Source organism: Rhodococcus sp. PSBB066 (assembly GCF_017068255.1).
Taxonomy (GTDB): Bacteria; Actinomycetota; Actinomycetes; order Mycobacteriales; family Mycobacteriaceae; genus Rhodococcus; species Rhodococcus aetherivorans.
The window spans coordinates 4,468,573-4,481,504 of record NZ_CP070859.1 but is presented as its reverse complement, the minus strand read 5'-3'; the positions used below and the strand labels follow the sequence as shown (position 1 = coordinate 4,481,504).

Here is a 12,932-nt window from a genome sequence, read left to right as displayed (position 1 = left end):
ATCCACAGATCGGCCGAACCGGCCTGCTGATCAGGCAGTTGTGGTTCCCGCGGGGCAAGGCCGTACACTGTTCGAGCGGTCTGTGTTCGCAGATCGACTTCGCGCGTCCGCGCGCTGATCGCCGCCCGGTGTGCCGGGCGCCATCGGAAAATGGCCGTCGGCCGGTCCCGCAAGGGTCCGACGGGCATGCGGACGCCAGGGCGGGGATCACCCGATCTCCCGCGGCAACCGAACCGAAAGAGAGAACAGCCATGGCTGTCGTAACAATGAAGCAGCTGCTCGACAGCGGCGCCCACTTCGGCCACCAGACCCGTCGCTGGAACCCGAAGATGAAGCGGTTCATCTTCACCGACCGCAACGGCATCTACATCATCGACCTGCAGCAGACCCTGACGTACATCGACAAGGCGTACGAGTTCATCAAGGAGACGGTCGCCCACGGTGGCACCGTGCTGTTCGTCGGCACCAAGAAGCAGGCGCAGGAGTCCATCGCGGAAGAGGCCACCCGGGTCGGGATGCCTTACGTGAACCAGCGCTGGCTCGGCGGCATGCTCACCAACTTCTCCACCGTCCACAAGCGCCTGCAGCGCCTGAAGGAGCTGGAGTCGATGGAGCAGACCGGTGGCTTCGAGGGTCGCACCAAGAAGGAAATTCTCATGCTCACGCGTGAGAAGACCAAGCTCGAGCGCACCCTCGGCGGCATCCGCGACATGGCCAAGGTGCCGTCGGCGATCTGGGTCGTCGACACCAACAAGGAGCACATCGCCGTCGGCGAGGCCCGCAAGCTGAACATCCCGGTCGTTGCGATCCTCGACACCAACTGCGATCCCGACGTCGTCGACTACCCGATCCCGGGCAACGACGACGCGATCCGGTCGGCCGCGCTGCTGACCAAGGTCGTCGCCTCCGCCGTCGCCGAGGGCGTGCAGGCCCGTGCCGGCCAGAGCGCCGACAAGGACGCCAAGCCGGAGTCCGGCGCCGGCGAGCCGCTCGCCGAGTGGGAGCAGGAGCTGCTCGCGCAGGCCACCCCCGCCGCCGAGGCCGAGGCTCCGGCCGCCGAGGCCGAGGCCCCCGCCGCCGACGCGGCGCCCTCCGCCGAAGCCTGATCCGATGCGCGGCCCCGACCGGTAGATCCTGAGATCATGGTCGGGGCCGTCGCACGCGACCGCGCCGCATCAGTGCACACGCACGCGACCGAGCCGCATCAGAGGAAACTCCCGCGCGAGCACCCATCGCGCACAACAGACACAGGAGGCTCGCTTCCCATGGCGAACTACACCGCCGCCGACGTCAAGCGTCTGCGTGAGCTCACCGGCTCCGGAATGCTGGCGTGCAAGAACGCGCTCGCCGACAACGACGGCGACTTCGACAAGGCCGTCGAGCAGCTGCGCATCAAGGGCGCCAAGGACGTGGGCAAGCGCGCCGAGCGCTCCACCGCCGAGGGCCTGGTCGCCGCGAAGAACGGCGTGCTCATCGAGCTCAACTCCGAGACCGACTTCGTCGCCAAGAACGACGAGTTCCAGGCTCTCGCCGAGAAGATCGTCACCGCTGCGGCCGAGGCCAAGCCCGCCGACCTCGAGGCCCTCAAGGCTGTCGAGGTGGACGGCAAGACCGTCGACACCCTGGTGCAGGAGCTCTCCGCCAAGATCGGCGAGAAGCTCGAACTGCGCCGCCTCGCCGTGTTCGACGGCCCCGTCGCCGTGTACCTGCACAAGCGTGCGTCCGACCTGCCGCCGGCCGTCGGCGTGCTCGTCGAGTACTCCGGTGAGGGCGACGCCGCCGCCGAGGCCGCCCGCGCCGCCGCGATGCAGGTCGCCGCGCTGAAGGCGAAGTACCTCACCCGCGACGAGGTCCCGGCCGACACGGTCGAGAACGAGCGCCGCATCGCGGAGGAGACCGCCAAGAACGAGGGCAAGCCGGAGGCCGCCCTGCCGAAGATCGTCGAGGGCCGTCTCAACGGCTTCTTCAAGGACGTCGTGCTGCTCGAGCAGGCCTCGGTGACGGACTCGAAGAAGACCGTCAAGGCGCTGCTCGACGAGGCCGGCGCCACCGTCTCGCGCTTCGTGCGTTTCGAGGTCGGCGCCAGCTAGATCTCTCGATTCCTCGACCCCGTCGGCGCTCGCCGGCGGGGTCGAGGCGCGTCGGCGGCTCGATATCCGGGCCGATCGGACACTCGCGCCCCCGTCTCGGTTCCACGGGGTCGGATGAGGCAGGATGAAAGGGCCGATCCACCGCTCGATCCGAGGAGAACCATGTCCGAACACGCCCAGGAACGTCCCGGTTTCCGTCGGGTGCTGCTCAAGCTCGGCGGGGAGATGTTCGGCGGGGGCAAGGTCGGTCTCGACCCGGACGTGGTGACGACCGTGGCCGAGGAGATCGCCGAGGTCGTCCGCTCCGGGGTGGAGGTGGCTGTGGTCATCGGCGGCGGCAACTTCTTCCGCGGCGCGGAACTGCAGCAGCGCGGCCTCGACCGCGCCCGCTCCGACTACATGGGCATGCTCGGCACGGTGATGAACTCTCTTGCGCTGCAGGACTTCCTGGAGAAGCAGGGCGTGGACACCCGGGTCCAGACCGCCATCACGATGGGGCAGGTCGCCGAGCCGTACCTGCCGCTGCGGGCCCGCCGGCACCTCGAGAAGGGCCGCGTGGTGATCTTCGGCGCCGGCATGGGAATGCCCTACTTCTCCACCGACACCACGGCCGCGCAGCGCGCCCTCGAGATCGGCGCCGAGGTGGTCCTGATGGCCAAGGCCGTCGACGGTGTCTACTCGGCCGATCCGCGGATCGACCCCGACGCGACCCTGTTCACCGAGATCACCCACCGCGAGGTCATCGAGAAGGGGCTCAAGGTGGCGGACGCGACCGCGTTCAGCCTCTGCATGGACAACGACATGCCGATCATGGTCTTCAACCTGCTCACCGAGGGGAATATCGCTCGGGCCGTCGCCGGTGAGAAGATCGGAACACTCGTACGGTCATGAACGGACAACGGAACATGGAGGAACTGCCGTGATCGATGAAGCTCTCTTCGAGGCCGAGGAGAAGATGGAGAAGGCCGTCACGGTGGCCAAGGACGATCTCGGATCCATCCGCACCGGCCGCGCGAATCCCGGCATGTTCTCCAGGATCGTCGTCGACTACTACGGCGCGCCCACCCCGGTCACGCAGATGGCCAGCATCAACGTCCCCGAGGCGCGCATGGTGGTCGTCAAGCCCTACGAGGCATCGCAGCTCGGTCCGATCGAGACCGCGATCCGCAACTCCGACCTGGGCGTCAATCCGACCAACGACGGGTCCCTGATCCGCATCTCCATCCCGCAGCTCACCGAGGAACGCCGCCGCGAGCTGGTCAAGCAGGCCAAGGCCAAGGGCGAGGACGCCAAGGTGTCCGTGCGCAACGTGCGACGCAAGGCGATGGAGGAGCTGCACCGCATCCAGAAGGACGGCGAGGCCGGCGAGGACGACGTCACCCGCGCGGAGAAGGAACTCGACAAGACCACGGCGAAGTACGTGGCGCAGATCGACGAACTGGTCAAGCACAAGGAAGCCGAGTTGCTGGAGGTTTAACCGTGGGTACAGCCGCCGGGTCGTCCGACCCGCAGCTCCCCTTGGGCGTCACCGACGCCGACTCGGCGGCCGAGGCCGCGAAGGCGGACCCCGAGGTCCCGCCGGTGCGGCCCGATGCCACCCCCACCGCGGAGCCGGCGAAGAAGTCCTCCCGGGCGGGCCGGAACCTGCCCGCGGCCGTGGGCGTCGGCGCCGGTCTCGGCGCCCTCGTCATCGTGGTGCTCGCATTCGCTCCCAAGGCGTGGCTCGTCGTCGTCGCGGTGGCCATCGCGATCGCCACGTGGGAGGTCACCAAGCGCCTGCGTGAGGCGGACGTCCTGGTTCCCCGGATCCCGCTCCTGGTCGGGGGGCAGGCGATGATCTGGCTCGGCTGGCCCTACGGCACCACCGGTGTGCTCGGCGCCTTCGCCGGCACCACGGTCGTGTCGATGCTGTGGCGGTTGTTCGACCGTGGACTGCGCGGCCGGCCCCGCAACTACCTGCGCGACACCGCGGTCACCGTCTTCACCGCGGCGTGGGTGCCGTTCCTCGCGTCGTTCGCGACGCTGATGGTCCTCGACGACAACGGCGCCGCACGCGTGTTCTGCCTGATGATCGTGTGCGTCGCGTCCGACGTCGGCGGGTATGCGGCGGGGGTGCTGTTCGGCAAGCACCCGATGGCGCCCGCGATCAGCCCGAAGAAGTCCTGGGAGGGCTTCGGTGGCTCGGTCCTCGCCTGCACCGTCGCCGGAATCCTCACGGTGACCCTGCTGCTCGACGCCGCCTGGTGGATCGGTGCGCTCCTCGGCGTCGTCCTCGCCGCCACGGCCACGGCGAGCGACCTGATCGAGTCACAGGTCAAGCGCGACCTCGGCATCAAGGACATGGGCACCCTGCTGCCCGGCCACGGCGGCATCATGGACCGGCTGGACTCGATCCTGCCGTCCGCGTTCGTCACCTGGCTCGTCCTCGGCGCCTTCGTCTAGGCCGGTGGCGAGGAGACAGCGGTCCGACGCGCACGGGGTGGTCCCCAGCCCCAACATCTGGCACTGGCCGGAGGTCTACGAGGAAGAGAACCGCGCCCAGGACGTCCACGGCGTGGTGTACGCGGCGCTGCGCGAGGCGTGCGACTGGGCCGGTCGCGACGTCCTCGACGTGGGCTGCGGCACCGGCTTCCACCTGCCGATGTTCGCGGCCACCGCGCGCACCGTGACCGGCATCGAACCGCACCCGCCGCTGGTGGAGCTGGCCCGCCGACGTGTGCGGGACCAGCCGGGCGTCCGGGTGGAGGCCGGTTCGGCCGAGCAGTTGCCGCTTCCGGACGGCACCGTCGACGTCGTGCACGCGCGCACCGCCTACTTCTTCGGGCCCGGGTGCGGGGCGGGCATCGCCGAGGCCATGCGCGTGCTGCGGCCCGGCGGCGCGCTCGCGATCGTCGACCTCGACGCGACCGCCCATCCGTACGGCGAATGGATGCGCGCGGACCTGCCGCACTACGACCCGGCGGCGGTGGAGGCGTTCTTCGCCGCCCAGGGCTTCGACCTGCGCCGGGTCGACACCGAATGGCGCTTCCCGGACCGTGCGACCCTCGAGCGCGTACTCGGCATCGAGTTCGGCCCGCGCGTCGCCGAGCGAGCGGTGCACGGCACCCCGGGCACCACCCTCACGGTGCGCTACCGGCTGCATGTGCGCCGCAAGCCCCGGGGCCTGGAGATCCCCTGAGCGTGCGGCGCGTGCCGCGTACCTAGCGGTGGTGGTGGGTGCCGCGGATGCGGAACACCCGCGCCAGTTCGCTGATCCTCTTCGCCTTGGCCAGGCGGGGCAGGTCGCTGCCGTCGCGCACCCCGCGGCCGTCCTCGCCGAGCGTGTCGATCACCTCGTGTGCCCAGCCGACCTCGTCGGAGCTGGGGCTGAGGGCGGCGTTGACGAACGGTGCCCGGGCCGGAGTCATGCACAGCTTCCCGGTCATTCCCATCGAGGCGGTCAGCTTCGCCTCCCGCTCGAGGACCTCGGGGTCGTCGGTCAGCGACGGCCCGTCGACGGGACCGGGCAGGCGGGCCGCCCGGCTCGACACCACCAGGCGGGAACGCGGGTAGGCCATGGCGAGGGGGGAGTCGTCCATCCCGGTGTCGCGGCGGAAGTCGCCGCTGCCGAACGCCAGCCGGAACGTACCGTCGGCGCGGGCGATCTCGGGTGTGGCCTCGAGGCCCACCGCCGATTCGATGAGCACGAGGATGCGGGTGCCGGCCGGCAGCTGAGCGGCCGTGGCGTCGACCTGCTGGCCGCTCTCGGTCTTGGCGAGCATCACGCCCTGCAGGCCGGGCACCCCGGCGAGCGCGGCGAGATCGTCGGCCCAGTGCACAGTGGTGGCGTCGTTGATCCGCACCCAGGCACGGCCACCACCGCGCAACCATTCGACGACGTCATCGCGCGCGGCGGCCTTACCGGCCGCCGGTACGGCGTCCTCGAGGTCGAGGATCACGGCGTCGGCCGGGGACGCGGCGGCCGCGGCGAACCGCTCCGGGGCGTTGCCCGGAACGAGCAGCCAGGATCGGGCGAGCTCGGGTGCGACGGTGGCGGAGGCGGGGGCATCCAGGTGGGCGGTCACGTCAGGCTCCTCGGGTGAAGGTCTTGTCTCCAGGGTGCCCTGTTGTCGCCGCCTTGGGGAAATTGGGTGCGTTGTGTTCGTCACCCGCCGCCGGGCGGCACGGTGTTACCGCCGCTGCGCGGCGCGGTGTTACCGCCGCTGCGCGGCGCGGTGTTACCGCCGCTTCGCGGCGCGTTGTTACCGCCGCTTCGCGGCGCGTTTGATCTGCAGGATCCGCACACCGCCCGCCAGTGCCATGACGAGGGCCCCGGCGATGGCCGACAGGAGCAGGCTCACCCCGAGCGGCAGGGTGAACTCCCACACGAACATTTCCATGGTGACCGGGTCGAGGTTCTGCAGGATGAACACGAGCAGCAGGATCAGCACCAGAACACCGATGACCAGGCCGGTCCACGTGGAGGCCGCCCGGCTGCGGTCGAGGGGAATCTCCGGTGCCGGGCGGACGTTGGACTCGGGCGTGGCCTTCGTCGCCCCCTGAGGCTCGAGCTGGCCCCGGACCGGAAGGTCCGGTGGCGGTTCGGGGAGATCCGCAGGGCGTTCGGTCATGGCTCGATCATCTCGCTCCGGCCGCCGGTGCACACCGCATTCGGCGAGGAAAACCGGCGTTGCCGCCCTGATGGATAATGGTTCATTATGCCCTCCTCTCTTCCCCTGGTTTTCGACGCGCCCAAACGCGGCATGCCGCCGCGCCACCTCGCCGATCTCGATGCCGAGCAGCGCCGCGAGGCCGTGCGCGAACTCGGCCTGCCGGCCTTCCGCGCCGATCAGTTGGCCCGGCACTACTACGGGCGCCTCGAGGCCGATCCGGAGAAGATGACGGATCTGCCGGCGAAGGTGCGCGAGCAGGTCGGGGCCGCGTTCTTTCCCGCGTTGCTGACCCCGGTCAAGCACGTGGCCTGCGACGGCGGCGAGACCCGCAAGACGCTGTGGCGCGCCGGGGACGGCACCCTCCTCGAGAGCGTGCTCATGCGCTACCCCGACCGTGCCACGCTGTGCATCTCGAGCCAGGCCGGCTGCGGTATGGCCTGCCCGTTCTGCGCGACGGGCCAGGGCGGCCTGAACCGGAACCTGTCGACCGCCGAGATCGTCGACCAGGTGCGCGCCGCCGCCGCGGCCCTGCGCGACGGTGACGTCGCCGGGGGACCGGGCCGGCTGTCCAACGTGGTGTTCATGGGCATGGGGGAGCCGCTGGCGAACTACAAGCGTGTGGTGGCCGCCGTGCGGCGCATCACCGCGCCGCCCCCGGAGGGACTGGGCCTGTCGCAGCGGTCGGTCACCGTCTCCACCGTCGGCCTCGCTCCGGCCATCCGCCGGCTGGCCGACGAGGATCTGAGCGTGACGCTCGCCGTGTCGCTGCACACCCCGGACGACGAACTGCGCGACACGCTGGTGCCGGTCAACAACCGCTGGCCCGTCGCCGAGGTGCTCGACGCCGCGCGCTACTACGCCGACCGGACCGGTCGCCGCGTCTCCGTCGAGTACGCCCTGATCCGCGACGTCAACGACCAGCCGTGGCGGGCGGACATGCTGGGCAAGAAGCTGCACAAGGCGCTCGGCCCGCTGGTGCACGTGAACCTGATCCCGCTCAATCCGACGCCGGGCAGCGAATGGGACGCCAGCCCGAAGCCGGTCGAGCGCGAATTCGTCCGTCGCGTCCAGGCGCAGGGGGTCTCGTGCACCGTGCGGGACACCCGGGGGCAGGAGATCGCGGCCGCGTGCGGTCAGCTCGCCGCCGAGAACTGAGCGCCACCCCCCCGGGACGCGAAGGGCCCGTCCGGACGAACCGGGCGGGCCCTTCGACGCTGCTGCGGGGGTGCGGCTACCGCCGGCGCCGCCGCTGGACGATGTCGCGCACCAGGATGGCGACGAGCGCCGCGGCGAAGCCGATCAGGAACCAGTTCTCGACGTTGCCGTTGTGGTTGCCGATGATCATCGCCAGCAGGAACAGTGCGACGAGCCAGCCCATGACGCGGAACAGGCGGGGGGCTTCGCCACTCCAACCCCACTCCGCCGACGGCACCTCGGCCGTGTCGACGCCAGTGGTCTTCAACTCGGTACCGGCCACCGCTTGTCCTCCTGCTCGCAAAGATCTTCGCTGTTGGGCCAATCGTGACATACGACCGTCCGTCGTACGAAGTGGGGGCGCTCTCGCGCGCGCCGGACGGGTGATTCAGCATCCCCTCAGGACGGTCGGGGACAATGTCGGCGTGGTCGACTCGCAACCCAGCTCCCGCACCCGTGTCCTGCTGCTCGGCAGCACCGGCTCCATCGGCACCCAGGCCCTCGAGGTGATCGCCGCCAACCCCGACCGGTTCGAGGTGGTCGGTCTCGCCGCCGGTGGCGGCAACATCGATCTGCTCGCCGAGCAGATCCGCGTCACCGGTGTCGCCGAGGTGGCCGTCGCGAACGCGCAGGCCGCCGCGCGGCTCGACGTCCCGGGTCTGCAGGTGCGCAGCGGGCCCGACGCGGTCACGCGGCTGGTGCGCGACGTCGAGGCCGACGTGGTGCTCAACGCCCTCGTCGGGTCCCTCGGCCTGGAGCCGACGCTGGCCGCATTGGCGACGGGCGCGCGCCTGGCGCTGGCCAACAAGGAATCGCTCGTCGCCGGCGGCGCGCTGGTCACCGCGGCCGCGGCCCCGGGCCAGATCGTGCCCGTCGACTCGGAGCACTCGGCGCTGGCCCAGTGCCTGCGCGGCGGCAGCCCCGACGAGGTGGCCCGGCTCGTGCTCACCGCCTCGGGCGGACCGTTCCGCGGTTGGCCGGCCGAGCGGCTCGAGTCGGTCACCCCCGAGCAGGCCGGCGCCCATCCCACCTGGTCGATGGGCCCGATGAACACCCTGAACTCGGCGACGCTGGTGAACAAGGGCCTGGAGCTGATCGAGACGCACCTGCTGTTCGGCATCGGTTACGACCGGATCGACGTCACCGTGCACCCGCAGTCGATCGTGCACTCGATGGTCACCTTCACCGACGGCTCCACCCTGGCCCAGGCGTCACCGCCGTCGATGAAGCTGCCCATCGCACTCGCGCTGGGCTGGCCGCACCGGATCGCGGACGCGGCGCCGGCCCTCGACTTCGCGACCGCCTCGACCTGGGAGTTCGAACCGGTGGCGCACGAGGTGTTCCCCGCGATCGAACTGGCGCGGGCCGCCGGGGTGGGCGGCGGATGCCTGACCGCGGTGTACAACGCCGCCAACGAGGTGGCCGCGGAGGCCTTCCTCGCCGGCGCCCTGCCGTTCCCGGGGATCGTGCGCACGGTGGCGGCGGTCCTGTCCGACGCCGACGACTGGTCCGCGGCACCCGCTACCGTGGAAGATGTGCTCGCCGCCGACGGCTGGGCTCGGGACCGAGCCCGCGCGCTCGTGAAGTAGGAGGACCGGCCACCGATGATGTTCGTTCTGGGCGTCGTGCTGTTCGCCCTCGGCATCGCCGTATCCATCGCCCTGCACGAGGCCGGGCACATGTGGACCGCGCAGCGCCTCGGGATGAAGGTGCGGCGCTACTACATCGGGTTCGGGCCGCGGCTGTACTCGTTCCGTCGCGGCGAGACCGAGTACGGCCTCAAGGCGATCCCTGCGGGCGGCTTCTGCGACATCGCGGGCATGACGGCGCTCGACGAACTGGCCCCCGACGAGCACGAGCGCGCCATGTACAAGCAGAAGGCGTGGAAGCGCGTCGTGGTGATGTCCGGCGGCATCGCGATGAACTTCGTCCTCGGCATGGTGCTGATCTTCGGGCTCGCCGTGGCGTGGGGTCTGCCCCGTCTGGGGGAGACCCCGGCGGAGATCGGGGAGCTCTCGTGCGTCGCACCGACTCAGGCCGGTGAGGCCGGGGGCTACGAGCTGGCGCCGTGCAGCGGGCCGGGTCCCGCCGCGGCCGCGGGCCTCGAGGTCGGGGACGTCGTGGTCTCCGTCGGCGGCACCGAGGTAGCGACGTTCGGGGACCTGGTCGAGGCCACCCGCGCCGCGACCGGGACGGTGGATTTCGTCGTCGAACGCGACGACCGCACGCTGACGATCCCGGTGCCGGTCGAGTCCGCCCAGCGGTGGGTGCAGGATCCCGAGACGGGCGAGATCACCTCGGAGACCGTCAGCGCAATCGGCGTCGCTGCACCGCCGTCCGTCACCGAGTACACCGCGTTCACCGCGGTGGGTGGCACGCTGCGGTTCACCGGTGACATGTTCGTCCTGACCGCGCAGGCCCTCGCCGACCTGCCGAGCAAGGTGGGGGCGCTGTGGGAGTCGGTGACGGGCGGCGAACGCGATCCCGACACCCCGATCAGCGTCGTCGGCGCGTCCGTCATCGGCGGGCAGGTCGCCGAGCGGGGCATCTGGCAGATGTTCGTCCTGCTGCTCGCGCAGCTCAACTTCTTCCTGGGCATGTTCAACCTGCTCCCGCTGCTGCCGCTCGACGGCGGCCACATCGCCGTGGTCGCGTACGAGAAGGTCCGCAACTGGATCCGGGGGCTGCGCGGGCTGCCGGTCGGGGGTCCGGTCGACTACACGAAGCTGCTGCCCGTCACCTACGTGTTCGTTCTCATCGGCGGCGCGTTCATGCTGTTGACACTCACCGCGGACATCGTCAACCCCATCCAGCTGTTCTGACCCGCATCGCTAGAATTGCCGCGTAGCTACGAAAGAAGGCGAAACGTGACCAGCCCCGTCGGTTTGGGCATGCCCGAAGTCCCCGCCGTCCTTGCGCCCCGGCGCAAGACCCGTCAGCTGATGGTCGGCGACGTCGGCGTAGGCAGCGACCACCCGGTGTCGGTGCAGTCGATGTGCACCACCAAGACGCACGACATCAACGCGACGTTGCAGCAGATCGCCGAGCTCACCGCGTCCGGCTGCGACATCGTCCGCGTCGCATGCCCGCGGCAGGAGGACGCCGACGCGCTCGCCGCGATCGCGAAGAAGAGCCAGATCCCGGTCATTGCGGACATCCACTTCCAGCCGCGCTACATCTTCGCCGCCATCGATGCCGGGTGCGCCGCCGTGCGCGTCAACCCCGGCAACATCAAGGAGTTCGACGGCCGCGTCAAGGAGGTCGCCAAGGCGGCCGGCGAGGCAGGCATCCCGATCCGTATCGGCGTCAATGCCGGCTCGCTGGATCCGCGCATCCTGAGCAAGTACGGCAAGGCCACGCCGGAAGCGCTCGTCGAGTCCGCGCTGTGGGAGGCGAGCCTGTTCGAGGAGCACGGCTTCGGCGACATCAAGATCTCGGTCAAGCACAACGACCCGGTCGTGATGGTCGAGGCCTACCGCCAGCTCGCCGCGCAGTGCGACTACCCGCTGCACCTGGGCGTGACCGAGGCCGGGCCCGCCTTCCAGGGCACGATCAAGTCGGCCGTCGCGTTCGGTGCGCTGCTGAGCGAGGGTATCGGCGACACCATCCGGGTGTCGCTGTCGGCGCCGCCGGCCGAGGAGATCAAGGTCGGCACCCAGATCCTGCAGTCGCTGAACCTGCGGCCCCGCAAGCTCGAGATCGTCTCGTGCCCGTCGTGCGGCCGGGCGCAGGTCGACGTGTACACCCTGGCCAACGAGGTCACCGCCGGCCTCGAGGGCATGGAGGTGCCCCTGCGGGTCGCGGTCATGGGGTGCGTCGTCAACGGCCCCGGTGAGGCCCGCGAGGCCGACCTCGGTGTCGCCTCCGGCAACGGCAAGGGCCAGATCTTCGTCAAGGGCAAGGTCGTCAAGACCGTCCCCGAGGCCCAGATCGTCGAGACGCTGATCGAGGAGGCCATGCGCATCGCCGAGGAGATGGAGGGTGACGCCGGCACCGGAAACCCGGTGGTCTCCGTCGGCTGAACCGGTTCGGCGGGCGCAGGACTCCCGCGCGGCCCCGGCTTCTGGCAGTCTGATTGCGTATCCGCAGTCGACAGGTGGTGGGACGTGCTCAAGCTTCTGGGAGTCCGGTCTCTCGGTGGCCGTGACACCGCACACGTGTTGCGGGTGCTGGCCCACGATCCGGTGGCGGCGTGCATGGTGGCCGGCCGGATCGAGGAGTACGGCCTCGATTCCCGCGCCGTCGGCGGCGACATGTGGAGCCGGGGCGGACCCGACGACTCGTTGTGCTTCTCGGGGGCGAACCTCGTTCCGCTGCTCGGCGACCGCGACGATCTGCACGCCTTCGCGGACCGCGCCGCCCGCGGCCCCCGCCTGTGCTCGTCGCTCGTCGGCCGGGCCGAACTCGCGTTGCCGATGTGGGAGGTCCTCCAGCCGGAATGGGGTCCCGCGCGCGAGGTGCGGGCCGAGCAGCCGCTGCTGGTACTCGACCGGGAACCGTGCGTCGTCCCCGACCCGCTGGTGCGCCGCGTGCGGCCGGAGGAGATCGACGCCTACATGCCGGCCGCGATCGCGATGTTCCGTGAGGAGGTCGGCGTCGACCCGTGCGCGGGCGACGGGGGCTCCGGCTACCGCCGCCGGGTGCAGAGCCTGATCGCCACCGGACGGGCGTGGGCCCGCTTCGAGCACGGCCGGGTCGTGTTCAAGGCCGAGATCGGCTCCCAGTCCTCGTCGGTGGGGCAGATCCAGGGCGTGTGGGTGGATCCCGGCAGGCGCGACGCCGGCCTCGGCTCGACCGGCACCGCGGCCGTCGCCGCCGCCGTCACCGCCGGCGGCCGGCTGCCGAGCCTGTACGTCAACAGCTTCAACCACCGGGCCCGCGCGGCCTACGCCCGCATCGGTTTCCGTCAGGTCGCGACGTTCTGCACCGTGCTGCTGGACTGAGGGGCCGCTCCGCCCGGCCCGTGTCGCCTCCCCGATCCGCGTGGCCGCCGGTC

General features: G+C 70.6%; 14 protein-coding genes. 11 read left to right on the top strand and 3 right to left on the bottom strand.

Going from position 1 to position 12,932, the window contains the following annotated elements:
* The first annotated feature begins 251 nt into the window (after positions 1-251).
* The 6 genes from rpsB (at position 252) to JYA75_RS20280 (ending at position 5,268) form a co-directional block, all read left to right on the top strand.
* The gene (gene rpsB / locus JYA75_RS20305; protein WP_161995301.1) at positions 252-1,106 is read left to right on the top strand and encodes a 30S ribosomal protein S2; all 855 of its coding nucleotides are present in this window, start codon (positions 252-254) and stop codon (positions 1,104-1,106) included.
* Between the two features lie 159 nt (positions 1,107-1,265).
* Entirely contained in the window at positions 1,266-2,090 is an 825-nt protein-coding gene (tsf, locus tag JYA75_RS20300) for a translation elongation factor Ts (RefSeq protein WP_006937446.1), read from the top strand.
* A 162-nt stretch (positions 2,091-2,252) separates the two neighbouring features.
* A complete protein-coding gene (gene pyrH, locus JYA75_RS20295; RefSeq protein WP_006937445.1) occupies positions 2,253-2,981 on the top strand; it encodes a UMP kinase in 729 nt (242 codons plus the stop codon).
* Between the two features lie 28 nt (positions 2,982-3,009).
* Positions 3,010-3,567 carry a ribosome recycling factor gene (frr, locus tag JYA75_RS20290; RefSeq protein ID WP_006937444.1) on the top strand — a complete coding sequence of 186 codons (558 nt, stop codon included), beginning with the start codon at positions 3,010-3,012 and terminating at the stop codon, positions 3,565-3,567.
* Between the two features lie 2 nt (positions 3,568-3,569).
* Positions 3,570-4,532, top strand: a complete 963-nt coding sequence (locus tag JYA75_RS20285; protein ID WP_006937443.1) for a phosphatidate cytidylyltransferase — start codon at positions 3,570-3,572, stop codon at positions 4,530-4,532.
* A gap of 37 nt (positions 4,533-4,569) precedes the next feature.
* Positions 4,570-5,268 carry a class I SAM-dependent methyltransferase gene (locus JYA75_RS20280; protein ID WP_065922643.1) on the top strand — a complete coding sequence of 233 codons (699 nt, stop codon included), beginning with the start codon at positions 4,570-4,572 and terminating at the stop codon, positions 5,266-5,268.
* Positions 5,269-5,290: 22 nt separating this feature from the next.
* Here the strand turns inward: JYA75_RS20280 and JYA75_RS20275 are convergent, their stop codons facing one another.
* Both JYA75_RS20275 and JYA75_RS20270 read right to left on the bottom strand, forming a co-directional pair.
* The gene (locus JYA75_RS20275; protein WP_006937439.1) at positions 5,291-6,154 is read right to left on the bottom strand and encodes an aldolase/citrate lyase family protein; all 864 of its coding nucleotides are present in this window, start codon (positions 6,152-6,154) and stop codon (positions 5,291-5,293) included.
* 177 nt (positions 6,155-6,331) lie between these two features.
* A complete protein-coding gene (locus JYA75_RS20270) occupies positions 6,332-6,700 on the bottom strand; it encodes a lipopolysaccharide assembly protein LapA domain-containing protein (protein WP_006937437.1) in 369 nt (122 codons plus the stop codon).
* 87 nt (positions 6,701-6,787) lie between these two features.
* Here JYA75_RS20270 and rlmN point away from each other — a divergent pair, with 87 nt between their 5' ends.
* A complete protein-coding gene (gene rlmN, locus JYA75_RS20265; RefSeq protein ID WP_065922642.1) occupies positions 6,788-7,897 on the top strand; it encodes a 23S rRNA (adenine(2503)-C(2))-methyltransferase RlmN in 1,110 nt (369 codons plus the stop codon).
* A gap of 76 nt (positions 7,898-7,973) precedes the next feature.
* Here the strand turns inward: rlmN and JYA75_RS20260 are convergent, their stop codons facing one another.
* A complete protein-coding gene (locus JYA75_RS20260; protein WP_006937434.1) occupies positions 7,974-8,219 on the bottom strand; it encodes a DUF2631 domain-containing protein in 246 nt (81 codons plus the stop codon).
* Between the two features lie 142 nt (positions 8,220-8,361).
* On the opposite strand from JYA75_RS20260, the gene dxr reads away from it, so the two are divergent.
* The 4 genes from dxr (at position 8,362) to JYA75_RS20240 (ending at position 12,879) form a co-directional block, all read left to right on the top strand.
* Positions 8,362-9,525, top strand: coding sequence for a 1-deoxy-D-xylulose-5-phosphate reductoisomerase (gene dxr, locus JYA75_RS20255; RefSeq protein WP_065923488.1), 1,164 nt, complete (start codon positions 8,362-8,364; stop codon positions 9,523-9,525).
* A gap of 15 nt (positions 9,526-9,540) precedes the next feature.
* Positions 9,541-10,758 carry a site-2 protease family protein gene (locus JYA75_RS20250; protein ID WP_006937432.1) on the top strand — a complete coding sequence of 406 codons (1,218 nt, stop codon included), beginning with the start codon at positions 9,541-9,543 and terminating at the stop codon, positions 10,756-10,758.
* A 45-nt stretch (positions 10,759-10,803) separates the two neighbouring features.
* On the top strand, positions 10,804-11,958 hold the full coding sequence (gene ispG / locus JYA75_RS20245; protein WP_006937431.1) for a flavodoxin-dependent (E)-4-hydroxy-3-methylbut-2-enyl-diphosphate synthase: 1,155 nt from the start codon (positions 10,804-10,806) through the stop codon (positions 11,956-11,958).
* A gap of 84 nt (positions 11,959-12,042) precedes the next feature.
* On the top strand, positions 12,043-12,879 hold the full coding sequence (locus JYA75_RS20240) for a GNAT family N-acetyltransferase (protein WP_102800115.1): 837 nt from the start codon (positions 12,043-12,045) through the stop codon (positions 12,877-12,879).
* Positions 12,880-12,932 lie beyond the last annotated feature (53 nt).

Coding starts and splice junctions, on each gene's coding strand:
- JYA75_RS20250 (WP_006937432.1), top strand. CDS start 9,541: ATGATGTTCGTTCTGGGCGTCGTGCTGTTCGCCCTCGGCATCGCCGTA.
- pyrH (WP_006937445.1), top strand. CDS start 2,253: ATGTCCGAACACGCCCAGGAACGTCCCGGTTTCCGTCGGGTGCTGCTC.
- JYA75_RS20270 (WP_006937437.1), bottom strand. CDS start 6,700: ATGACCGAACGCCCTGCGGATCTCCCCGAACCGCCACCGGACCTTCCG.
- tsf (WP_006937446.1), top strand. CDS start 1,266: ATGGCGAACTACACCGCCGCCGACGTCAAGCGTCTGCGTGAGCTCACC.
- rpsB (WP_161995301.1), top strand. CDS start 252: ATGGCTGTCGTAACAATGAAGCAGCTGCTCGACAGCGGCGCCCACTTC.
- rlmN (WP_065922642.1), top strand. CDS start 6,788: ATGCCCTCCTCTCTTCCCCTGGTTTTCGACGCGCCCAAACGCGGCATG.